The 19,871-nt window shown below is 66.7% G+C and carries 24 protein-coding genes; 13 read left to right on the top strand and 11 right to left on the bottom strand.

Annotated elements, in window-relative coordinates; translation table 11 throughout:
• Window positions 1-31 precede the first annotated feature (31 nt).
• A complete protein-coding gene (gatE, locus tag P1L41_RS09540) occupies window positions 32-1,906 on the bottom strand; it encodes a Glu-tRNA(Gln) amidotransferase subunit GatE (RefSeq protein WP_276295501.1) in 1,875 nt (624 codons plus the stop codon).
• 82 nt (window positions 1,907-1,988) lie between these two features.
• Between gatE and P1L41_RS09535 the strand changes: the two genes are divergently transcribed.
• Window positions 1,989-2,813 carry a hypothetical protein gene (locus P1L41_RS09535; RefSeq protein ID WP_276295500.1) on the top strand — a complete coding sequence of 275 codons (825 nt, stop codon included), beginning with the start codon at window positions 1,989-1,991 and terminating at the stop codon, window positions 2,811-2,813.
• Between the two features lie 46 nt (window positions 2,814-2,859).
• Here P1L41_RS09535 and P1L41_RS09530 read toward each other — a convergent pair whose 3' ends face one another.
• A complete protein-coding gene (locus P1L41_RS09530; protein ID WP_276295499.1) occupies window positions 2,860-4,266 on the bottom strand; it encodes a class II fumarate hydratase in 1,407 nt (468 codons plus the stop codon).
• Between the two features lie 230 nt (window positions 4,267-4,496).
• Between P1L41_RS09530 and P1L41_RS09525 the strand changes: the two genes are divergently transcribed.
• The 5 genes from P1L41_RS09525 (at window position 4,497) to P1L41_RS09505 (ending at window position 8,609) form a co-directional block, all read left to right on the top strand.
• A complete protein-coding gene (locus P1L41_RS09525) occupies window positions 4,497-4,652 on the top strand; it encodes a hypothetical protein (protein WP_276295498.1) in 156 nt (51 codons plus the stop codon).
• 169 nt (window positions 4,653-4,821) lie between these two features.
• Window positions 4,822-5,895, top strand: a complete 1,074-nt coding sequence (locus tag P1L41_RS09520; protein ID WP_276298453.1) for a carbohydrate ABC transporter permease — start codon at window positions 4,822-4,824, stop codon at window positions 5,893-5,895.
• Window positions 5,892-6,815, top strand: coding sequence for a carbohydrate ABC transporter permease (locus tag P1L41_RS09515; protein ID WP_276295497.1), 924 nt, complete (start codon window positions 5,892-5,894; stop codon window positions 6,813-6,815). Before P1L41_RS09520 ends, P1L41_RS09515 begins: the two co-directional genes overlap by 4 nt.
• A gap of 7 nt (window positions 6,816-6,822) precedes the next feature.
• Window positions 6,823-7,962 carry an ABC transporter ATP-binding protein gene (locus P1L41_RS09510; protein ID WP_276295496.1) on the top strand — a complete coding sequence of 380 codons (1,140 nt, stop codon included), beginning with the start codon at window positions 6,823-6,825 and terminating at the stop codon, window positions 7,960-7,962.
• 89 nt (window positions 7,963-8,051) lie between these two features.
• Entirely contained in the window at window positions 8,052-8,609 is a 558-nt protein-coding gene (locus P1L41_RS09505) for a hypothetical protein (RefSeq protein ID WP_276295495.1), read from the top strand.
• 45 nt (window positions 8,610-8,654) lie between these two features.
• On the opposite strand, the gene P1L41_RS09500 is transcribed toward P1L41_RS09505, so the two are convergent.
• The 3 genes from P1L41_RS09500 to P1L41_RS09490 all read right to left on the bottom strand — a co-directional run bounded on the left by P1L41_RS09500 (window position 8,655) and on the right by P1L41_RS09490 (window position 10,543).
• Entirely contained in the window at window positions 8,655-8,798 is a 144-nt protein-coding gene (locus tag P1L41_RS09500; RefSeq protein WP_276295494.1) for a hypothetical protein, read from the bottom strand.
• A gap of 158 nt (window positions 8,799-8,956) precedes the next feature.
• Window positions 8,957-9,937, bottom strand: a complete 981-nt coding sequence (gene fen / locus P1L41_RS09495) for a flap endonuclease-1 (RefSeq protein ID WP_276295493.1) — start codon at window positions 9,935-9,937, stop codon at window positions 8,957-8,959.
• A gap of 87 nt (window positions 9,938-10,024) precedes the next feature.
• Entirely contained in the window at window positions 10,025-10,543 is a 519-nt protein-coding gene (locus P1L41_RS09490; RefSeq protein WP_276295492.1) for a GNAT family N-acetyltransferase, read from the bottom strand.
• A gap of 311 nt (window positions 10,544-10,854) precedes the next feature.
• Between P1L41_RS09490 and P1L41_RS09485 the strand changes: the two genes are divergently transcribed.
• Both P1L41_RS09485 and P1L41_RS09480 read left to right on the top strand, forming a co-directional pair.
• Window positions 10,855-11,418 (top strand): class I SAM-dependent methyltransferase, encoded by a 564-nt coding sequence (locus P1L41_RS09485; RefSeq protein WP_276295491.1) that lies wholly within the window; start codon window positions 10,855-10,857, stop codon window positions 11,416-11,418.
• A 36-nt stretch (window positions 11,419-11,454) separates the two neighbouring features.
• Window positions 11,455-11,874, top strand: coding sequence for a DUF3054 domain-containing protein (locus P1L41_RS09480; RefSeq protein ID WP_276295490.1), 420 nt, complete (start codon window positions 11,455-11,457; stop codon window positions 11,872-11,874).
• A gap of 92 nt (window positions 11,875-11,966) precedes the next feature.
• Here P1L41_RS09480 and P1L41_RS09475 read toward each other — a convergent pair whose 3' ends face one another.
• Window positions 11,967-12,131, bottom strand: coding sequence for a DUF7331 family protein (locus tag P1L41_RS09475; RefSeq protein WP_276295489.1), 165 nt, complete (start codon window positions 12,129-12,131; stop codon window positions 11,967-11,969).
• Window positions 12,132-12,589: 458 nt separating this feature from the next.
• Here P1L41_RS09475 and P1L41_RS09470 point away from each other — a divergent pair, with 458 nt between their 5' ends.
• Both P1L41_RS09470 and P1L41_RS09465 read left to right on the top strand, forming a co-directional pair.
• Window positions 12,590-12,808 carry a DUF8015 family protein gene (locus P1L41_RS09470; protein WP_276295488.1) on the top strand — a complete coding sequence of 73 codons (219 nt, stop codon included), beginning with the start codon at window positions 12,590-12,592 and terminating at the stop codon, window positions 12,806-12,808.
• 111 nt (window positions 12,809-12,919) lie between these two features.
• On the top strand, window positions 12,920-13,927 hold the full coding sequence (locus P1L41_RS09465; protein WP_276295487.1) for an ornithine cyclodeaminase family protein: 1,008 nt from the start codon (window positions 12,920-12,922) through the stop codon (window positions 13,925-13,927).
• Between the two features lie 11 nt (window positions 13,928-13,938).
• Here the strand turns inward: P1L41_RS09465 and P1L41_RS09460 are convergent, their stop codons facing one another.
• From P1L41_RS09460 to srp19, 3 genes are read right to left on the bottom strand one after another with little or no spacing between them, the layout of a single operon-like run.
• The gene (locus P1L41_RS09460; RefSeq protein WP_276295486.1) at window positions 13,939-14,994 is read right to left on the bottom strand and encodes a presenilin family intramembrane aspartyl protease PSH; all 1,056 of its coding nucleotides are present in this window, start codon (window positions 14,992-14,994) and stop codon (window positions 13,939-13,941) included.
• A 48-nt stretch (window positions 14,995-15,042) separates the two neighbouring features.
• Window positions 15,043-15,270 carry an H/ACA ribonucleoprotein complex subunit GAR1 gene (locus P1L41_RS09455; protein WP_276295485.1) on the bottom strand — a complete coding sequence of 76 codons (228 nt, stop codon included), beginning with the start codon at window positions 15,268-15,270 and terminating at the stop codon, window positions 15,043-15,045.
• The gene (gene srp19 / locus P1L41_RS09450) at window positions 15,267-15,545 is read right to left on the bottom strand and encodes a signal recognition particle subunit SRP19 (protein ID WP_276295484.1); all 279 of its coding nucleotides are present in this window, start codon (window positions 15,543-15,545) and stop codon (window positions 15,267-15,269) included. Before srp19 ends, P1L41_RS09455 begins: the two co-directional genes overlap by 4 nt.
• Before the next feature lie 121 nt (window positions 15,546-15,666).
• Between srp19 and P1L41_RS09445 the strand changes: the two genes are divergently transcribed.
• Window positions 15,667-16,419 (top strand): CAP domain-containing protein, encoded by a 753-nt coding sequence (locus P1L41_RS09445; protein ID WP_276295483.1) that lies wholly within the window; start codon window positions 15,667-15,669, stop codon window positions 16,417-16,419.
• Here the strand turns inward: P1L41_RS09445 and P1L41_RS09440 are convergent, their stop codons facing one another.
• Together P1L41_RS09440 and coxB are read right to left on the bottom strand one after the other, a co-directional pair.
• Window positions 16,420-16,854 carry a MaoC family dehydratase gene (locus P1L41_RS09440; protein WP_276295482.1) on the bottom strand — a complete coding sequence of 145 codons (435 nt, stop codon included), beginning with the start codon at window positions 16,852-16,854 and terminating at the stop codon, window positions 16,420-16,422. It abuts the gene before it with no gap.
• Window positions 16,855-16,899: 45 nt separating this feature from the next.
• A complete protein-coding gene (gene coxB / locus P1L41_RS09435; protein ID WP_276295481.1) occupies window positions 16,900-17,625 on the bottom strand; it encodes a cytochrome c oxidase subunit II in 726 nt (241 codons plus the stop codon).
• Window positions 17,626-17,764: 139 nt separating this feature from the next.
• Here coxB and P1L41_RS09430 point away from each other — a divergent pair, with 139 nt between their 5' ends.
• Together P1L41_RS09430 and P1L41_RS09425 are read left to right on the top strand one after the other, a co-directional pair.
• Window positions 17,765-19,168 (top strand): heme o synthase, encoded by a 1,404-nt coding sequence (locus P1L41_RS09430; RefSeq protein ID WP_276295480.1) that lies wholly within the window; start codon window positions 17,765-17,767, stop codon window positions 19,166-19,168.
• Window positions 19,165-19,854 carry a DUF7546 family protein gene (locus tag P1L41_RS09425; protein ID WP_276295479.1) on the top strand — a complete coding sequence of 230 codons (690 nt, stop codon included), beginning with the start codon at window positions 19,165-19,167 and terminating at the stop codon, window positions 19,852-19,854. Before P1L41_RS09430 ends, P1L41_RS09425 begins: the two co-directional genes overlap by 4 nt.
• Window positions 19,855-19,871 lie beyond the last annotated feature (17 nt).

Below are 19,871 nucleotides of genomic sequence, written 5' to 3'. Positions count from 1 at the left end.
GCGCGGTCCCCGGGTGGTCGGTTTCGTCCGTTCAGGCCCGTTTCTGTATCTCCTCGCGGAGCACGTCGCTCACCACGTCGCCGTCGGCCTTCCCGCGGAGCGCACCCATGCACTCGCCCATCAGCGCGGAGAAGGCACCCATCCCCTCCGCCTCCACCTGGTCGGCGTTTCGCTCGACGACCTCGACGATTGCCTCGCGGACCTCCGACTCGTCGACGCCACCCAGATCCTCCTGCTCGACGGCTTCCGTGGCCGACAGCGAGGGGTCCTCTGCGAGCGCGGTGAGGAGGTCCTCGACGCCCTCCCGGGGCACGTCGCCGCCGTCGACCAGCCGTAGCGTGTCTCCGAGATGGGCGTCGGTCAGGGCCTCGACGGGGACGTCGTCGCGCCTGAGTTCCGTCAGCGTCGACTCCAGGACACCGGCTGCCAGCGTGGCGTCGACGCCGTCGGCGACGACCGACTCGAACAGCGGCCAGCGCTGCCCGTAGGCGACCTGTCGTGCCAGCCCCTCGTCCAAGCCGTGGTCGGCCTGGTAGCGCTCGACCTTCTCGGTCAGCAGTTCGGGCGTCTCGACGTCGCTCGGGTCGGGCTCGACCGGCGGGACGTCCGTCTCGGGGTACATCCGGGCCGCGCCGGGGAGCGGCCGGAGGTAGCGAGAGGTGGCCTCGGCAGTCGCGTCGCGGGTCTCCTCTGGCACGCCCGCCAGTGCTGTCTCGGCGCGTTCGACGACAGCATCGATGGCGAGTTCAGCCGTCTCAGGGTCGTCGGCGACGATAGCGACGGCGTCCTCGGGCCCGGCACCGACCGCCTCGCGAAGCGCGTCGACCTCGGCCTCGGTGACGCCGTAAGCCGGCAGCTCGTCCGTGTGGAAGATACCACCGGCGCCGTGGCGCTTGGCGTGGTCCGACAGTTCGGTCCCGAGACGACGGTCGGGCTGAATCTCCCGACCCACCAGCCCGTCGAACCCGGAGAGCAAGACGGCCTGGACCCGGCCGCCTGCGGAGAGTGCGCCCTCGATGACGCCGGAGTCGGTGTCAGCGAAGACGTCGGTGACGTCCTGCGGGTCACCGACGCTAGCGTCCCGGTCGTCGAGTTCGTCGCGGATGTCGAGCAGTTCGACCTGACGGCGGACCTCGTTGCGGACCAGGTCCTCGATGTCGTCGAGGCTCTGGACGCCCTTCAGTTCGATGCGGGCGCCCGCGGCGATGGAGACGTTGACGTCCTGGCGGATGGTGCCGAGACCCCGCTTGACCTTCCCCGTCGAGCGCAGCAACATCCCGATGCGCTCGGCGGCCTCGCGGGCCTGTTCAGGCGTGCTGATGTCCGGCTTCGTGCCGATTTCGACCAGCGGGATGCCCAGTCGGTCCAGCGAGAAGCGGACGCCGGTGTCGGTCTCTTCGACGCGTTGGCAGGACTCCTCCTCTAAGAGGATGTCTTCGACGCCGACCGACCCCTCGCTGGTCTGAATCTCGCCGTCGTTGCCGACCAGCATCGAGCGCTGGAATCCCGTCGTGTTGGACCCGTCGACGACTATTTTTCGCATGACGTTGACATGGTCGACGACGTCCATGTCGAGCAGTTGCGCGATCTCGAGGGTGGTGTCCATCGCCTCGGCGTCGATGCGGTGTGGCGGCTCGTCGTCCTCCTCGACCAGGCAGGTCGTGTCGTAGGCGAGGTACTCGAACTCCCGGTCGACCATGCTCTCCTCCAAGGCGGCCTCGTCTATCTCCCCGAGTTCGCTCTTGGTGGGGTGGAGGTATCGGGTGAACGAGCGGTCGGACGCCTCGGGCTCGCGAATGGCAGTCGGACAGTTACAGAACAGCTTGGTCGCGGTGTCCAGTTGCTGGTGTATCTCCAGCCCGGCCACGAGCCCCAGGTCCTCGTAGTCGAAGTCGGCGGCAGTCATTGTCAGCGTGTCCGTGACCGGGGGCCAAAAAACGCACCCTTCCACCAGACGCCTTTTGCCTGTCTGGCAGCTATGCCGTGGTATGCGGTGGCACCTGACGGTCGCGCTCGCCATCCTCACCGTCACTGCAGGCTGTACCTCCGTCACGGGGTTCGGGGATGCCCCAGACGAGGCCGTCACACCGGCACCGGTCCCGACCGCCGAGCCCAGGGACCCGATTCCGCCGCCGGGCATCACCGATGCGGGTATCCGCAGCGTGACGACACTCTCGGCGGCCCACCGGCAGGCGCTCACGAACCAGTCCTACACGATGCACGAGCGGTACGTCGGGACGCTCACGCGCGGGAACGTCACCACGACGGTGCGACGCAACGAGACGACCTCCGTCACCGGCATCCGGACGTACCGGCACGACCTCGACCGTGTTCGGACGTTCTCCGACGGCCGCGAGCGCATCTACCGACAGTCGACGTACGGCGATGGGCAGCTGTGGTACGAACGGCGCGACGACGGTGAGAACCGGACGTTCCGCGGCGGCGAGATACGGTTCGGCCGCGACCAGTTCGCCTTCGAGGGGTCCTTCTACGTCTCCCAGTACCTGTCGACCAACGAGACGTGGACGACCCCCGTCGTCCGGAACGGAACGCAGTTCTTCCGCGTCGTCGGCAGCGGCGGGAAGCCGCCCTGGGCCTCTTTGCTCGGCGAGAGCGAGGTGTACCGCGTTTCGTTGCTCGTCGATTCGGCGGGCCTGGTCCACCGCCTCGACGTGCGGTACGTGACGCCGAGCGAAGAGATTCGACACACAATCTGGTACGAGGACGTCGGCGAGACGACCGTCGAACCGCCGGCCTGGCTGGACGAGGCGACGGACCGGCAGGTCGCGACCAACCGTACTGGCGGTGAGTAAACGTCGTCCGAACAGTGGTCGGTTCGGTGCGAATGGTGTGCGTCGCCTACTCGTCGCCGAGCACGCCGCGCTTGGTCATCTTCACCGGATCGAGCACCTCGTCGACCTCGTCCTCGTCGAGGTAACCTTCCTCGAGGACGACCTCGCGGATGGTCTTGTCCTCGGCGAGCGCCCGCTTCGCGACCTTGCTGGCCTTGTCGTAGCCGATTGCCGGGTTGAGCGCCGTCGCCAGCGCCATGCTCTGCTCGACGCGCTCCGCGCAGTGGTCCGCGTCGGCCTCGAGTTTCGCGACGAACTTCTCGCCGAACACCTCGCTCCCGTTGGCGATGAGACGGGCCGACTGCAGGAAGTTCGAGGCGAGGATGGGCTTGTAGAGGTTGAGGTCGATCTGTCCCTCCGCGGCCCCGGCCGAGACGGCGGCGTCGTTGCCGACGACCTGCTTGTGAATCTGGTTGACGGACTCGGCGACGACCGGGTTTATCTTCCCGGGCATGATGGACGAGCCGGGCTGGTTCTCCGGCTGGTCGATCTCGCCGAGACCGTTCCGCGGCCCCGAGGCGAGCAGGCGGAGGTCGTTGGCGATCTTGTTCATCGAGCCGGCAACGGTCCGGAGCGCGCCGTGGGCCTCGGACATCGCGTCGTGGGCGGCCTGCGCCTCGAAGTGGTTGTCGGCCTCCCGGAAGTCGACGCCGGTCTCCTCGCTGATGTACTCGGCCGCCTTCGCGGGGAACTCGGGCAGCGTGTTGAGCCCCGTCCCGACGGCGGTGCCACCGAGGGCGAGTTCGGAGAGTCGCCCCTGCGTATCCTGGACACGGGAGATACCTTTCTCGATCTGGGTCCGGTAGCCGGAGAACTCCTGGCCGAGCGTGATGGGCGTCGCGTCCTGGAGGTGCGTGCGACCGGTCTTGACGACGTCGTCGAACGCCTCCTCTTTCGCGGCGAGTTCGTCGCGCAGGACCTTCAGGCCGGGGAGGACGTCCTTCTCGACGGCCTCGAGCGCGGCGACGTGCATCGCCGTCGGGATGACGTCGTTGCTCGACTGGCCGAAGTTGACGTGGTCGTTCGGATGAATCTCCCGCGTGCCGATCTCGCCGCCGTACAGTTCGGTCGCGCGGTTGGCGATGACCTCGTTGGCGTTCATGTTCGAGGAGGTGCCCGAGCCGGTCTGGAAGACGTCGACCGGGAACTGGTCGTCGTGGTCGCCGGCGATGACCTCGTCTGCGGCCTCGACGATGCAGTCGGCCTTGTCCGCGGGAATCGCCTCCAGGTCGCGGTTGGCCTGTGCGGCCGCCTTCTTCACCACGCCGAGCGCGCGGATGAACCGGCGACCGAACGTCACGTCGCTGATGGGGAAGTTCTCGACCGCGCGCTGCGTCTGGGCCCCCCAGTAGGCGTCCGCGGGGACCTGCATCTCACCGAGGCTGTCCTGTTCGGTGCGGAACTCGTCGGTCATACAGCTGGAGGGTCGATTGCGGGGTCGTAAAAGCCACCGGTCGACCGGTCGGGCCGGGGCCGATACCGCGGTGAACGACCGTGACCAGTCGTCGCCCCGAACGCGAAGAACGACGATTTTTCGAGTACAGAACCGCCAAATTCGGGCGCCTCAGGCCCGGTTCGCCGTGCATTGCTATTCGCAATCATTAAGTGTCAGGTGTCTCGATTTACGGTGGGTTCGAAGCCACGGTGAGACCCACCGCAGACGCCGCCGCCGTCGGGTCGTTCCGGCCGCTCGGACGGGCAGTCGGAACCGTCGGCGCCCGGCTGACCGTCGAACGGGCCACCAGCAGACACGACCGACGTGGCCTCGAACGGACTGCCCGCCGCCCACACGCGGGGTGACGGGCCGACAGGGACCCGCCGACGACGCGTCGCACGTCACGACTGACACGGTGTCGGGCCGCTATCGAGACCGACTGCGGGCCGACCGTCGGACTGGCACACCGACGGGCCACGGCGCGGGCGTCGAGGCGGGAGTCCCCGACGACACTGCCGCGTGACTGACACAACCATGCGTGAGATACTTACCAGACTCCGAACTGCCCGGGACAGACTCCGGTCAGCCGTAGGCAGCACCGAATCGGCCGACAGAGAGGTCGCGACAGACGGCGGGACGGCGGTCGGCGAGGGGCGAGGGGGGTCGCTGCGCGACGCGCTCCCGGTGGAGTGGGAGCTCATCGAGTCGTCGCCGTTCTGGCTCCCACCGGTCGTCCTGGCGGGCTTTTTCGTCTACGGCGCCATCTTCTGGAACGCGATCATCTCGCTGACCGACTGGGAGGGGCTGTCACTCTCCGGCGCCGACTACTCCGACCTCGACCTCGAGATGTACGGCCGGTTGCTCCAGGACGGCGCGTTCTGGCAGGCCACACAGAACACCGTCGTGTTGCTGGTGGTGTTCACGCTGCTCTGTCTCGTCGTGGGGCTGCTGGCGGCGATACTCATCGACCAGCAGATCCGCTTCGAGAACACCTTCCGGACGATATACCTGCTCCCGATGTCGCTCTCCTTCGTCGTCACGGCGACGATGTGGGCCTGGATGTACAACGCCCGCAACGGCGTGCTCAACACGTTCCTGCGGGTGTTGAACCTCGAGGGAGTGCTCGTCACGCTCCTGAAACCGGAGGCCATCAACGCGACGGTGCTCCAGTGGCTCTCGTGGAACACGACGGCGCTCCCGGCGGTCATCTTCGCCCTGCTCTGGCAGTTCAGCGGCTACGCGATGGTCGTCTTCCTGGCGGGGCTACGGGCCATCCCGACCGAGCACTACGAGGCCGCCCGCGTCGACGGGGCCTCGACGATTCGGATGTACATGCGCGTCATCATCCCACAGCTGCGGGCCTCGGCGGTATCCGCCTCCGTCGTGCTGATGGTGTTCGCGCTGAAGGCGTTCGACTTCATCTTCGCCCTTCGGGGCGACCAGCCGGGCGCGAACCTGGACATCCTCGCGACGATGATGTACCGCGAGGCGTTCACCGGCGGCAACGAGTGGGCGTACGGGTCGGCCATCGCCATCGTCCTGTTCGTCCTGGCGCTGCTCATCATCGCGCCGTATCTCTACAGCGAGTACAAGCGAGGTGAACTATGAGCACGTCGAGCAGCAACCCGATTCAGACGCTCCGGGAGATGGAGGCCCGCCGCATCGGGCTGTATCTCGTCTTGCTCGGCGGAATCGCCTTCTACCTCGTCCCAGTCGAGACGGCCGTGGCGACGATGTTCAAGACCCAGCAGGCGTTCACCGCGACGGCGCCGTACGTCCCACCGCTGGGCGACGGCTTCTCGGTCAGTTCGGCCCTCAACGCGTGGGAGACGCTGCGGCCCGGACTGATCGACTCGATGCTGATGGCCGTGCCCGCGACCATCCTCTCGGCGCTGTTCGGGAGCCTCGCGGCCTACGGGCTGACGACCATCGACTGGCGCGGCCAGGTGGGCGTCGTCGTGCTCATCATCGCGGGCATCTTCATCCCGTACCAGGCGGTGCTCGTCCCGCTGACGACGTTCTGGTTCCAGATCTGGCCCGACCTCGTCACCGGCTTCGTCAACACCGTGTTCGGGTTCGTCACGGGCGGTAACTGGGCGTACCCGCGCAGCGGCGACATCCAGCTCATCCAGCTGACCATCACGCACGCGGCCTACGGGATCCCCATCACGACGCTGCTGTTCCGGTCGTACTACCAGGCCATCTCCGACGAGATGATAGAGGCCGCGCGCCTCGACGGCGCGACGGCGTTCAGTATCTACAAGAACATCATCTTCCCGCTGTCGCTGCCGATGTTCGCGGTGACGCTCATCTACCAGTTCACGCAGGTGTACAACGACCTGCTGTTCGCGCTCGTCCTGCTGAACGACCCGAACACGCAGGTCGCGACCCAGCGCCTGGTCCGATTGACCGGCGGGGTCCAGCAGGACTTCACGCTGACGATGGCCGGCGCCATCATCGCGGCGCTGCCGACCCTGCTCGTGTACATCTTCTTCGGCGAACAGTTCGCGAAAGGAGTCGCGGAGTGATCTGACAATGGCACAACTGACACTCGACGAAATCACGAAGATATTCTACGACGACGACGAGGGCGAGATTCGCGCGGTCGACGAGGTCTCGGTCGACATCGAGGACGGCGAGTTCCTCTGTGTCGTCGGGCCCTCGGGCTGTGGGAAATCGACGACCCTGCGGATGATAGCCGGACTCGAGGACATCACGAGCGGCGAGATTCGGCTCGGCGGCCAGGTCATCAACGACCAGCCGCCGGCCCAGCGCGACGTCGCGATGGTGTTCCAGTCCTACGCGTTGTACCCGCACATGTCCATCCGGCGGAACATGGGCTTCGGGCTGGAACAGTCGACCGACATGTCCGACGACGAGATTCGAGAGCGGGTCGACGAGGCCGCCGACCTGCTCGGCATCGACGACCTCGTCGACCGCAAGCCGGGCGAGCTCTCCGGTGGGCAACAGCAGCGTGTCGCACTGGGCCGGGCCATCGTCCGGGACCCCGAAGTGTTCCTGATGGACGAGCCCCTGGCGAATCTCGACGCCAAGCTCCGTGCTGACATGCGAACCGAGCTCCAGCACCTCCAGGAGGACCTGGACGTGACGACGGTGTACGTCACCCACGACCAGACCGAGGCGATGACGATGTCCGACCGCATCGCCATCCTCGACGGCGGGAGACTCCAGCAGGCCGCGACGCCGCTGGAGTGTTACCACGAACCGAACAACCTCTTCGTCGCCGGGTTCATCGGCGAACCGGCGATGAACTTCTTCGACGTGACCCGGGAGGGCAGGACGCTCGCTGCCGACGGCTTCGAGTACCCGCTGTCGGCGTCAGTCGCCGACAGCCTCGGTGAGAAGACGGACCTCACGCTGGGCATCAGGCCCGAGGACGTCGAAGTCGTCCCAGAGAACACTGGCGACCACGATTACGACGCCGTCGTCGACGTTATCGAGCCCCGGGGGAACGAGAACACGGTCCACCTCCACTTCGAGGCGGGCGACGAGTCGTTCATCGCCACCGTGAGCGGGATGCACAGTATCGCGGCGGGCGACGAGGTCACCGTCCGGTTCCCCGAAGAGGCCATCCACGTCTTCGACTCGAGGACCGGTGAGGCCGTCCGGAACCGGAACATGGACACGGTCAAGAAGATCGAACCCGCGGTCTGAGCGTCCACGACCGCGCTTTCTGAACGGGACGCGGCATCGGACTGTGGCCGGGCGAGGGTTGATATGATATCGCGTCGATACGTCCATCTATGACGGACGACAAGAACCCGTTCCGCTCGGCGTTCGAACTCCAGCGTCAGGCGATCGAAGGGAGCCAGCGTGCGCTCACACACAGCCTCGAGTTCCAGCGCGAGCTCAACCGTGCGGTGCTGACGGGGCTCGAACACGGGGCGGACCTGAACGACCGCGGCGCCGAGACCACGCGCGAGACGCTCCACCAGACGCTCGACGCGATCGAGCAACTCGTGCCCGGATCGGCGACGGGCCTCGAACAGGTCAGAGATGCCATCGACGAGCAGTTCGACGCGGCGAGCGAGGCCGGCCAGCAGGCCATCGAGGCTGCCGAGTCCGGGGTCGAGGGCGTCGAAGGCGCCTCGGAGTCGTATCTCGAGACGGTCGACAGGCAGATGGACACGCTGCTCGCCGCCCACGAGGACTTCGAGTCACAGACGCTCTCGTTCCTCGACGAGACGGAGCGCCAGCTGGAGACCATGCAGGAGGAAGCGGAGGGCCAGGTCGAGGAACAGATCGACCGGCTCCAGCAACAGATGGAGCAACTCAGGGACCAGCTCGGCGACCAGTCGTGAGGTGACTCGCGACCGGTCGAGCCGCATCCCGTCGGTAAGACGTCGTTACCGAATCTTGACGATGGGGCCGTTTCGGCGGTGGCCGATGACGGTCGCCCGCGGGCTGTCGATAATGCGGTCATAACTCTCTTCGTCGAGTTCGATTCGGGTTTCGCCGTTGTTCTGCACCAGGTACACTGCGTCGCTCATTACCCGAGTAGAGCACCTACGGGCCAATAGGAGCAATCGCTATGTGTATACCGTCCCGGCCCGGTGCCCACTAGATAGTTTGCGTCAGCGAGCCTGAAACCGAACGACGAAAGCCGCGAGTAAGGTCGACTTATCGCTCCTGCCGGCGGTCTGCGTGGTCAGGTCCAGCGGTCGAGGCCGGTCTGGACCAGCGACTCCTCGATGCGCTCGAACCCGCGTGCGACCTCGTCGGCGTCGACCTCCCACTCCTCGGTGACGAACCGGCGGGCGGCGGCGACGTCGGGGTCCAGGTCGGTCCGGACGCTGTAGTCGTCGGTGACCGCGGGGTCGAGAAACAGGTCGCGGAGCCGGTCCGCGTGCTCGATGTGTTCGCCGCGCGATTCGAGGACCCCGTAGAGGTCACCGTGCTCGCGCAGCGCCGTCACCGCAGTCTTGGGACCGATACCGGAGATGCCCTCGTTGAAGTCCGTCCCCATCAGGATGGCCGCGTCGACGAGTTGCTCCCAGGTGAGGTCGTGGCGCTCTAGCGTCGCCTCGAAGTCCATCAGCTCCGGGTCACCTTTGGAGGTGAGCTGGCGCAGGGTGTAGGGCGACCCGAACAGGAGCGCGTCGTAGTCCTCCGTGCCCGTGTAGTCCACGTCGCCCTTGCGGGCCATGTAGGCGGCCTGCCCCTCGCCTTCGGCCGGTGCGTCGACGACGGGGACGTCCAGCAGCGAGAGCAGCTCGCGAGTCGTCTCGACGATGGTCGGGGTGAGCCGCTGCGTCCGCGAGTCCAGCTTCGCCGCCCGTACTGCGTCCCCGGCCTCGCGCGCCTCCGCCAGCTCGTCCTCGTAGCGCTCGCGTTGCTCGCGTCGTTTCTGTACCTCGTCGTCCTTGAGGTCTGTCACGGCGCCGTCGAAGACGAACACCGGGGTCAGGTCGTGCTCGAAGAACTTCGGCAGGCCCTGGACGACGCCGATGAGGTTGGCCACCTCCTCGCCCTCGGCGGTGGTGTACTTGTGGTCGCTGGTGAACTTCACCGTGGTCGTGAGATACCGGTAGAGCCAGTTGTGGGCGTCGACGGCGACGATGCTGTCACCGAGGTCGTCGAACGGGACGTCTTCGATGACCGCGAGTGAACGGAGGTCTGCGTTTCCCATCGGCGGACGTTGGGCCGACACCGGTTTGAAGCTCCCGGGTAGCGAGACGCTGAGCGACGCGAAGCGTCTCGAACCCTTGTGGGACGCTCACTCGACGTCGTCATTCGGTGGCGCGACCCCGGTCTTCGCGTGCAGGAACGACTCCTCCTCCGGAGAGAGGTCCCGCCCGCGGAATACGTCGAGTCCATCCTGGTACCGGTCCCGGTTCCGGTCGCCTGGCCACTCGAGTTCGAGTTCGCCCAGTCCCTGCTCGGTCCCGGTGTAACAGAAGCCGGCCCGGTAGGCCGCCTGGTACGAGAAGGGGTTGTTGACGCCGATGGTGACCCGCTCGTAGCCCCGTTCGAGGGCGCGTTCCCTGACGAAGCGGAGCAGCTCGCTCCCGATGCCCTCGCCCTGCCGGTCGCGCCGAACGGTGACGTAGCGGATGCAGAGCGTCTCGGGGTCGGTCCGGTCGGCGTCGAACGCAGCGGCCGCGACCGGCCCGTCGTCGCCGACGACCGCCTTCCCCGTCGAGGTCATCACGAACTTCCCGGCGTAGGCGAACCGCTCGTGGTCCAATCGGAGTCGGTGGCCGTCCTCGGACCAGCCCAGCAAGGCGAACTCCATAGCGATGGATCGGCGCCCGGGGAAAAGTACGTTTGGAGAGCGGCGTTCAGAGCAGTCGCGGGTCGTCGAGCACCCGGAACCGGTGCCCACACGCGGGACACTCGACCTGTCGCGGCCGAACATCCGGAACGACGCCGAACCGGGAGCTCCAGGTTCGATGTCCGCAGTTGGGACAGCGGCGGACGAGTGGGGGAATCATCGGTGAGCGAGTCGCAGTGGTCGTGCAGACGCCCCGAACGGGCATGGGTCTGCCGGGAGAGCTGGTCGAGCGAGGTGCGGAGGTGTAAGTATCCGGCCCACGAACGGGGAGTATGCACGCCGACGTCGGCGCGTTCGACCGGTTCGCACGAGCGTACAACCTCGTGATGCCCCGCGCCCGCGTGAGTAAACTCGAAGCGGGGCTGGCGGTCGCCGACAGGGAAATCGTGCGGGCCCTAGACGTCGGTGGGGGCCCAGGTCGGGCTGTCCGTCGTCTGGACATCCCCGAACGAACAGTGGTCGACGCCGCACTGGGGATGCTGGCGCAGGCACGCGGGTACGGACTCGCGACGGTCGCTGGCGACGCGACGCGACTGCCGATTCGAGCCGCGTCGGTCGACGCTGTTTTCATCGTCGACGCACTCCACCACATCCGCGACGTCGAGACCGTGTTCGCCGAGGCAGCCCGTGTCCTCCGTCCTGGCGGCGTCCTCGTCGTCAGGGAGTTCGACCCGACGACGGTCCGGGGATGGGGGCTGGTCGCCGCTGAGCGACTCGTCGGCTTCGACTCGGCGTTCTACACCCCGGCAGACCTCTCGACGGCGATGGAGGACGCCGGACTTGAGGCGACAGTGGTCGAACGCGGGTTCGCGTACACGGTGGCCGGGCGTCGATAACGGGAAAGCAAAGTACGGGCTGTCCCAAGGTGGCGTATGAGCGTCTCGACGGTGGGCAGCAGCCGAGTCGAACTGTCGTCCAGGACCGCCGCGCTGGCTCTCGGCGACGTCCTCGCTATCCTCGTGTTCGTCGTCGCCGGGGAGTACTCACACGGCATCGACCCGTTCGTCAACGTCGGCCGCGTCGGGGGGACGGTGGCGCCGTTCCTCATCGGCTGGGGACTCGTCGCCATCATCGGCGGCTTCTACGCCAGTCGGTCGCGCCTGTCGCCGGGTCGAACGCTCGCCGCGACGTTCGTCGGCTGGGTCCTCGCCGTCGTCGTCGCCCAGCTGCTCCGTGCTACCGAGGTGTTCCACGGCGACGCCGCCCTCACGTTCGCGCTCGTCTCCACGTTCGTCGGCGGCACGTTACTCTGTCTGTGGCGTGTCGTCGCGACGTTCATCGTGTCGCGGTAACGAAAAGGAGGCTCCGAGACGAGGGGTGCCACGCGCTAGTTCCGCCACCGGCCCGTGTCAGCGGGTCCCGACCCCGCACCGAGCGGTCTCGCTCACCGGAGTTCGGCTACCGACATCGTCTCTGTCGACTGGATCCACGCCTGGTGGTTCTCGCGGTCGTAGATGACGAACTCGTCGTCACCGATGCTCAACTCGGCGTATCGCCGTGCTTCGTCCGTCGTGACGTCGCCCGTGTCGTCCGTAGCGTTGGTGCTCATGGATGCTGGGGGCAGGGGGCTCCCTTGCCGCTCTGTCCCACCAGGTCGTGGTATCGGTTCACACATAATAAGCACTCCCTCCCGATTATCAGCGGAGAAAACCGACGTGCGGGCGGTCGGGGTTCCAGTTTCAGGGTGTTCCGAGCCGAATCCCGCACGCGACTGTGGCCTCAGTGGTGCCGCCCAGCGCGGCGCTCGGTCGGATGTCGCCACGAAACAAGACAGAACACGGACAGCAGACTCGTTCTGGAGATACGTCACAGAATCAGCTCTCTTCCACCTACTTCAATTCGGGCGTTAGAAGGCCCGTAACGCCAGTTCCCGATTTGTAGCCACTCATAAGTTATGAAAACTATATTGGTTGCTCACCGAAGTACTACTGAGTGCCTACAGAGAATATTATCCAGTGGCTACGGGAAACACTTATGTACCCTTACCTCCTATTATGATTCGTACTTATGACGGGTTACTACGACATTGTCCTCGGCCTCATCCCCCTCGCGATGGCAGGAATCACTGGTGGACTCACACTCGCTGGCTTCGAACTGACGACTGCGATCCCGCTGGCGTCCGTCGTCGCCGTCGGCCTCATCGGCCACGCGATGTTCGTTCGGGCCCCGGTCGACCCGACCCCGAGCGAACCCGTCCAGGCAGAACCCGTCCAGACCGCAGACTGAGTCGCTGAGCCCGTCAGCGTTTCTTCTTTCCACATACGAGCATCCGCCGAATCTCCACAGTGCCGACCAGCCGCCACATGGGTTAAGGCCCGGTCGGTCGAACACCGACGTATGACAGCCGATTCCACCGCTCTGTTTCTCACGAGCGACGACGTCGCCGACCTCGCGACGCCGGCAGACTACGTCGACGCGGTCCGGGAGGGGTACCGCGAACGCGGCGACGGCGCCCCGGCCGAGCCACGGACGACGCTGTTCAACGAGGACCCTGGTGGGATGCTGACCGGGTACCTCGCGATTCTCCCGGAGACCGGAGCGATGGGCGGTTACACGTACGCAGCGGGGTTCGGTGCCAGGGACGCCCATTTCGCGCTCCCGATCTTCGACCCCGAGTCCGGACGACCGCTGGCGCTCATCGACGGCGCGAGCATGAACCCGTTCAAGACAGGCGCAGCCGGCGCAGTGGGTATCGACGCGCTCGCACGAGCGGACGCGACAGACCTCGCAGTCATCGGCAGCGGGGCACAGGCCCGCGGCCAGGTGAAGGCAGCCGTTACGGTGCGGGACTTCGACCGAGTCGAGGTGTACTCGCCGACCGCGGACCACCGCCAGACGTTCGCCGCCGAGTTGAACGAGCAGCTCGACCCCACGGTAGCAGCCGTGGCGTCGTCCGCGGCCGCCGTCGAGGGGGCCGACGTGGTCATCACCGCGACGGACGCGTCCGAACCGGTGTTCGACGGTACCACCCTGGAAGACGGCGCCCACATCACCGCGATGGGGCAGTACCACCCGCAGAAACGCGAGCTCGACGCCGAGACGATAGTGCGGGCGACGTACGTCCCGGACCTCCGTGACCGCGTCATGCAGGACGCGGGGTCGTTCATCCAGGCGGTAGCGGCGGGCGACGTCGACGAGGACCACGTGCACGCCGAACTCGGTGAGGTCGTCGCCGGCCACGCGACCGGCCGCGAGTCACGCGACGACGTGACCGTCTTCGATTCGGGCGGGACGGCCATCGAGACGGTTGCGGCCGGCAAGCTGCTGTACGACCGCGCGGTGGAGGCGGGCCTCGGCGAGGAAATCGAGTTCGCGCCCGCGAGCGACGCCCTCACCGGACGGTAGCACGTCGACTCTCAGAGATACGGGCCGAGTCCGAGCGCGTCCACGAGCGTGATACCGGCGGCCAGCGCGCCGACGAGATACCCCGCTATCGTCCCGCCGTTCAGCAGCGGGAGGCCGGCGTGGGCCCGTCCCTTGAGCACCATCCAGAGGAGGACCGTGAGGCCCGCGAAGGTGCCGACCATCGCGGTCACGGTGGGGAGTGGGACACCGAGGACAGTGGCGATGCCGGCTGGGGCGAAGAAGGCGGAACTCGCGACGAGCACCGACGGGATGACGGCGTCGCCGAGACCGATGAACAGGGCGTCACGATCGAGTGGTCCCTCGTCGACCGCGTCGCCGTCGGTTGTCTCAGTTGCGTCAGCCACTCCCTCGCCGTCGGTCACAGTCGGCGACTCGCCGTCGGTGGCAGCCGGTCCGGCTCCGGCGTCGGTACCGTCGTCACTATCGGGCTCCGGCGTCTCCGCGTCCAGGAACGAGTAGGAGAGCGATAGCGGAATCACCAGTACGACGGGCACCTTCAGGTCCATCACGCCCGAGGCCAGCGTCAGCATGTGTTCGGTCCCGTAGACGCTGATGGCGTCGTAGACGGCCAGGACAGACAGTAACACGAGCGCCGGGAGGATGCCGAAGCTGATGCCGAACAGTCCCGCGGCCGCCGCCCCCATGACTGCCCCGGCGATGTCGATGACGTACCACTCCGGGTAGACGAGCAGTCCGAGTGCGATGGCCCCGGCCAGTCCCCAGGCGACGACGTTGAACCCCTGCACCGTCAGGACCGGCGGGACCACGACACGGAAGACGAACAGGGAGAGCCAGGCCCCGGAGAAGACGATGAGGGCGCGGATGAGCTGGTCGACGTTGAACTTGAACGCCGCGAGCATCACCGCCGTCGCGACGAGGATGGCGCCGATGTACGCCAGGCTGTTGGTCGGGTCCGACGGGTCCTCGACGGCCTGGTAGCCCGCGGACTGGAAGGGGTCGACCAGTGCCAGCGCTCCGAGCTGGACCACGAGGAAGATGAGTGCGATGAGTCCGCTTCCGGCCGCGACTCGTAAGCGCCTGTCCATACCCGACGGTCGGCGAGAGCCCGTTTCAGCGTTACGAAGCCAGGATTCTCAGCGAGCGTACAGCGTCTGGCCGAGCAGTCCGGGGAGATGAACGGCGTCCGACGGGTTCACCGCCAGGTACGGCCGGTCGACCGGTCCGAACACGTCGACGACGGTGCCGACCCGCGTCAGGTCCTCGTCGACGACCGACGTGCCGACACTCGCGTACGACTCGTCCGGGGAGCGGACTACGGCGAGGCCCTGGGCGGTTCTGACGACGCCCCCGACCCGTTTCATTCTCGCAGGACCTGGAGGTACGCCGCGACGGCGCCGAGCAGGTCGCTCTTGCCCGCGTCGTCCGCGTTCTTCACGAGCACCCGTCCGCGCTGTTCGTACTCCCGTGGATACGTCTTGTCCCGTTCGATGACCGAGTCGTACCCGACCTGCTGGACCGCCTTGGCGATCTCGTCGACGGTCGGGTCCTCGACGGCGAGGTCGAGCGAGACGCGCCGTCCCTCGCTGCGTGTCGCCGCGGCGTCGAGCGCGGCCGGCCAGATGACGTTGTCGACCATACAGGGTCTCGCCGCCGTATCCTTATGTGCCTTTTCGAAATCCGATACAAAGGTAGGCGGCTGTTACCGTGGTAGTAGCAACCTTACACTTACATAGTCACATCGTCTACCTCGTTCCGAGATGGTCAACAAGGGAATCATCGTGGTCGGGATAATCGTCCTGCTCTCAGCAGTCGGCGTGGGCGCGCTCATCGGCATGCAAGTCGGTGGCGGCGGCCCAGCGCCAGTCGCTGACGGCGGTACGGACGAGACACCGACGGGCAACGACGGCGACGCGCCGGCTGAGACCGAGACGCCGACCCAGCAGGACGAGCCGGCGGCGACGGAGACCGAGACGGAACGGACGCCGATCTCCCCGCGCCAGTTCAACGACGGCAACATGACCGAATACATCGAGCAGTTCATCAACGAGGAACGCCAGTCCGCTGGCCTCGACCCACTCCAGCTTACCGGACCGACGGCCAAGCAACTCGACGACCTCGCGGTCGACCACAGCAACGGCATGGCGGCCGAGGGGCGCGTGATTCACACTATCGATAACGAGTCGAGTGCTGACCGATACAAGAACTACGGACTCTACGACGCGTGTGTCTTCAAGTCTACGGAGGGAAGTTACCTGGTTCGGGCTGACAACCCCGAACAGAACCAGTTCGAGGCTATCGGGATGGCCGTAGCCGGACAGACCTACGAGGTCGACGGTGAACAGCGGTTCCTCGATTCCGACCGGGCGGTGGCACAGGCCATCGTCGACGACTGGATGGCCTCGAACATCTACCGCGACCGGCTCATGCTCCCGGGCACGGAGCGACTCGGTGTCGGCGTCACCATCACCAACACCGGGAACGTCTACGCGACGGCGAACGTCTGTGGCTGATTAGCCACGACGGCGCCAGAGCACCTGCGCGACCATCGAAAGGACGACCGCTCCGTCGTCGTTCGTGGTCGTAATCTCGCTGGCGACCCGTCCGCGGTCGTCGTCCCAGACGTCTTTGTCGAGGATTTCGGTCCGAACCGAGAGCACGTCGCCGGGTTCGACCGGCGTGGGCCACCGGAGCTCGTCGACGCCCAGCGCCCCCATCGCACCGGAGTCGGCGAGGTAGTTGTCGACGAGCAATCGCATCGTCATGGCGGCCGTGTGCCACCCGCTCGCGACTAAGCCACCGAACATCGACGCTGCGGCGGCGTCCGCGTCGGTGTGGAAGGGCTGGGGGTCGTACTGCTCGGCGAAGGAGACGATCTCGTCCCGGGTGACATCGTAGGTGCCGAACGAAGTCGTGTCACCGACCGTGAGGTCCTCGTAGTACTCCATGCGGACGCCACGTCGGGAATCGAGGTAACGGTTTGGCCGGAAAACTCAGTTCGCGGTCTCGTTCTGCTGGCTCTCGAGCCACTGGTCGTACTCGTCCTGGGGCAGTACCTCGACGGTACCGAGCATCTGCGAGTGGCCCGAGCCACAGTACTCGGCACAGTAGAGCTGGTACGTGCCGGGACCGTTAGCGACAGTTCGGAGTGTGTTGTACTGGCCGGGGAAGGCGTCGGACTTCAGGCCCAGTCCGGGGACGTGGAACGCGTGGAGCCAGTCGGTCGAAGTGATTCGCAGGACCACCTCCTGGTTCGCCGGCATACGGAGCGTTCCCTGTGTCGAAACGTCAGTCTGGCCGTAGTTGAACGTCCAACCGTAGCGTTGGGCGACGACTTCGATGCGTTCGGGGTTCTGTTCGGCCAGTTCCGCACTGTCGCCGGCCGACGCCGTGACGTACGGGCTCGCCATCACCTGATACGACGCGACGCCGACGAACAGCAGGATGATGGCGGTCGCGATAGTCCAGGTGATCTCGAGGCGGCGGTTCTCCATCGTGGGGAGCGCTTCCTCAGAGTTGCGGAACCGCCAGACGGTGTAGATGAGAATCCCTTCGACGAGTACCGTGATGGGGATCGCGACGTAGAGCAGGTTCTGGTTGAGCCCCCAGATGAGACTCTCCGTCGTCGAGTCCGCTGTCTGAGCGGCGGCCGGTTCGACGGCGAGCGCGAGCAACGCCACGCCGAACAGAGCGACCAGGCCAGCACGTTTCCGAGTCATGTTCGCGGCTTAGGATTTGGGAGATAAATAACTGCTGTCTTCCACCTCAGGGTGCGCGGGCTCCGACATTTCGGTCCCGCGTTCCAAGCGCGCGAGAAAAAGCGCGGGGTCTAAGTGTGCTCCACCGAAGCATCAACTAATGGCAGTGAACCAGCGGTTCTCCGGACTGTTGGCGGCCACTGCAGTCGGTGTCTATCTCCTGGTCATCGCCGGCGCGACGAGCGCGGTCACCGACGCCGTGACCGCGTGTACGACGTGGCCGCTATGTCGCGGCCCCGTGAGCCTGGCCGACCCGGCGCTCCTGATCGCCCGCGGCCATCGCCTGACTGCGGCCGTCGTGGGCGTGCTCGCGCTCGTGACGGTCGTGTCCGGCCTCCGAGTGGCGACCCGTCCCCGGGTGAAGGTCGCGCTGCTCCTCGCGGTGGTCCTCTACCCTGTGCAGGTCGCACTCGGTGCGTTCGTCGCCACCTCCGGGGCCGCCGGCCAGCTCCCCGGTGCACACCTCGCCGTCGGGATGGGCATCTTCACCGCGTTCGTCCTCGCGCTGGCCTGGCACCTGGAGGCCGAGACGGGCAGCGACGACGAGAACCCGGTCCGCAACCCGTCGCCTGACCCGATGCCGGACGACGTGGCCGAGGACCCCGCGCCGTCGCCGACGGTGGCGATGACGACGCGAGAGCGCCTCGTCGCCACCGCATCGGCGTATTTCCGGTTGACCAAGCCCCGGCTGATGTGGCTCCTGTGTCTGGTCGCCGCCGCGGCCATGGCGCTCGCGGCCGGCCCGGCGCTCACCGTTCGGACGGTGCTGTTGACCCTCGGTGGCGGCGTGCTGGCCATCGGGTCGTCGGGGACGTTCAACCACGTCCTCGAACGGGACGTCGACAAGCGGATGGACCGGACCTCGGACCGTCCCATCGCGACACACCAGATTCCGGTCCGCAACGCGATGACCTTCGGCGTCGCGTTGGCGCTGGCCTCCCTCGGCCTGTTCTGGCTGGTCAACCCGCTCGCGGCGGCGCTGGGGCTCGCAGCCATCCTGTTCTACAGCGTCATCTACACGCTGGTGCTGAAGCCCAACACGGTCCAGAACACGGTGCTTGGCGGGGCGGCCGGCGCGCTCCCGGCGCTCATCGGGTGGGCCGCCGTCGAGGGGAGCATCGGGGTTCCGGGACTGGTGCTCGCTGGCGTCATCTTCCTGTGGACGCCCGCGCACTTCTACAACCTCGCGCTGGCCTACAAGGACGACTACGAGGCCGGTGGCTTCCCGATGATGCCCGTCGTCCGCGGCGAGACGGCCACCCGGAAACACATCGTCTACTACCTCGGGGCGACGCTCGTCGCCTCCGGCGTGCTGGCGGCGCTGACGTCGCTCGGCGCGCTGTACTCGCTGACGTCGGCGGCGCTGGGCGCGGTGTTCCTCTGGGCGGTCGTCCGGCTCCACCGCGAGCAGACCGAACAGGCGGCGTTCCGCGCGTTCCACGCCTCGAACGCGTACCTGGGGCTGCTGCTGGTCGCCGTCGTCGTCGACGCACTGGTCCTATGAGCACCACCAACAGCCTCGACCCGCGCAGGTTCGTCCCCGACGGCCAGTCGCTGTTCGTCGTCGCGGCCGTGTTGAACGCAGAGTTACTGGCGGTGTTCCTGTATCTCACGCTCGTCCCGGAACCGGCGACCGACTGGTTCATCCTCGCTTTCCCCTTCATCTGGCTCAACGTCGCGGCGCTGGTGTTCTGGCGAGTCCGGCCCGCCGCAGTATCCCGCCGCCGCCGGCTCGTCGGCCTGGCCTTCGCCGTCGGCTACGCCCTCCTGCTCGCATGGCTGGGTGGTGTCGCCGGTTTCGGCGGGCAAGGGACCGGGCTGCGAGTCGTGCTGGCGGCTCCGCCCGGGTTCACGCCCACAGTCATCTACAGCGGGTCCCCACTCGCCGTCGTGCTGACGCCGTGGAAGGTCGGCGGCTACCTCACGTTGACGTACCTGGTGTACGTCACGGTGCTCGACGCGAGCGGCGGGCTCGCCGGGGGAGTGCTGGGCCTGTTCTCGTGTGTGAGCTGTGTACTGCCCATCATCGCCTCGGTGCTGGGCGGCGTCGTCGGCGTGAGCGCCACGCTGTCGGCCGTCGCGTCGAACCAGTCCTACGGCGCGTCGACGGCCGTCTTCCTCGTCTCGGTGGGCCTCCTCTACGCCGTCAACCGGTTCGACCTGACGGTCGTGGGTCGACTCAGGCGATAGGCCAGCCCTTTGACGCT

This window comes from Haloarcula ordinaria, from assembly GCF_029338275.1.
GTDB lineage: Archaea > Halobacteriota > Halobacteria > Halobacteriales > Haloarculaceae > Haloarcula > Haloarcula ordinaria.
Note: the sequence above shows the minus strand (reverse complement) of the source record. Positions and strands in the feature narration are given on the sequence as shown.

Bases quoted from the DNA above. Each gene is read 5' to 3' on its own strand.
- gatE (WP_276295501.1), bottom strand. From the start codon at position 1,906: ATGACTGCCGCCGACTTCGACTACGAGGACCTGGGGCTCGTGGCCGGG.
- P1L41_RS09535 (WP_276295500.1), top strand. From the start codon at position 1,989: ATGCGGTGGCACCTGACGGTCGCGCTCGCCATCCTCACCGTCACTGCA.
- P1L41_RS09530 (WP_276295499.1), bottom strand. From the start codon at position 4,266: ATGACCGACGAGTTCCGCACCGAACAGGACAGCCTCGGTGAGATGCAG.
- P1L41_RS09520 (WP_276298453.1), top strand. From the start codon at position 4,822: ATGCGTGAGATACTTACCAGACTCCGAACTGCCCGGGACAGACTCCGG.
- P1L41_RS09515 (WP_276295497.1), top strand. From the start codon at position 5,892: ATGAGCACGTCGAGCAGCAACCCGATTCAGACGCTCCGGGAGATGGAG.
- P1L41_RS09510 (WP_276295496.1), top strand. From the start codon at position 6,823: ATGGCACAACTGACACTCGACGAAATCACGAAGATATTCTACGACGAC.
- P1L41_RS09505 (WP_276295495.1), top strand. From the start codon at position 8,052: ATGACGGACGACAAGAACCCGTTCCGCTCGGCGTTCGAACTCCAGCGT.
- P1L41_RS09500 (WP_276295494.1), bottom strand. From the start codon at position 8,798: ATGAGCGACGCAGTGTACCTGGTGCAGAACAACGGCGAAACCCGAATC.
- fen (WP_276295493.1), bottom strand. From the start codon at position 9,937: ATGGGAAACGCAGACCTCCGTTCACTCGCGGTCATCGAAGACGTCCCG.
- P1L41_RS09490 (WP_276295492.1), bottom strand. From the start codon at position 10,543: ATGGAGTTCGCCTTGCTGGGCTGGTCCGAGGACGGCCACCGACTCCGA.
- P1L41_RS09485 (WP_276295491.1), top strand. From the start codon at position 10,855: ATGCACGCCGACGTCGGCGCGTTCGACCGGTTCGCACGAGCGTACAAC.
- P1L41_RS09480 (WP_276295490.1), top strand. From the start codon at position 11,455: ATGAGCGTCTCGACGGTGGGCAGCAGCCGAGTCGAACTGTCGTCCAGG.
- P1L41_RS09475 (WP_276295489.1), bottom strand. From the start codon at position 12,131: ATGAGCACCAACGCTACGGACGACACGGGCGACGTCACGACGGACGAA.
- P1L41_RS09470 (WP_276295488.1), top strand. From the start codon at position 12,590: ATGACGGGTTACTACGACATTGTCCTCGGCCTCATCCCCCTCGCGATG.
- P1L41_RS09465 (WP_276295487.1), top strand. From the start codon at position 12,920: ATGACAGCCGATTCCACCGCTCTGTTTCTCACGAGCGACGACGTCGCC.
- P1L41_RS09460 (WP_276295486.1), bottom strand. From the start codon at position 14,994: ATGGACAGGCGCTTACGAGTCGCGGCCGGAAGCGGACTCATCGCACTC.
- P1L41_RS09455 (WP_276295485.1), bottom strand. From the start codon at position 15,270: ATGAAACGGGTCGGGGGCGTCGTCAGAACCGCCCAGGGCCTCGCCGTA.
- srp19 (WP_276295484.1), bottom strand. From the start codon at position 15,545: ATGGTCGACAACGTCATCTGGCCGGCCGCGCTCGACGCCGCGGCGACA.
- P1L41_RS09445 (WP_276295483.1), top strand. From the start codon at position 15,667: ATGGTCAACAAGGGAATCATCGTGGTCGGGATAATCGTCCTGCTCTCA.
- P1L41_RS09440 (WP_276295482.1), bottom strand. From the start codon at position 16,854: ATGGAGTACTACGAGGACCTCACGGTCGGTGACACGACTTCGTTCGGC.
- coxB (WP_276295481.1), bottom strand. From the start codon at position 17,625: ATGACTCGGAAACGTGCTGGCCTGGTCGCTCTGTTCGGCGTGGCGTTG.
- P1L41_RS09430 (WP_276295480.1), top strand. From the start codon at position 17,765: ATGGCAGTGAACCAGCGGTTCTCCGGACTGTTGGCGGCCACTGCAGTC.
- P1L41_RS09425 (WP_276295479.1), top strand. From the start codon at position 19,165: ATGAGCACCACCAACAGCCTCGACCCGCGCAGGTTCGTCCCCGACGGC.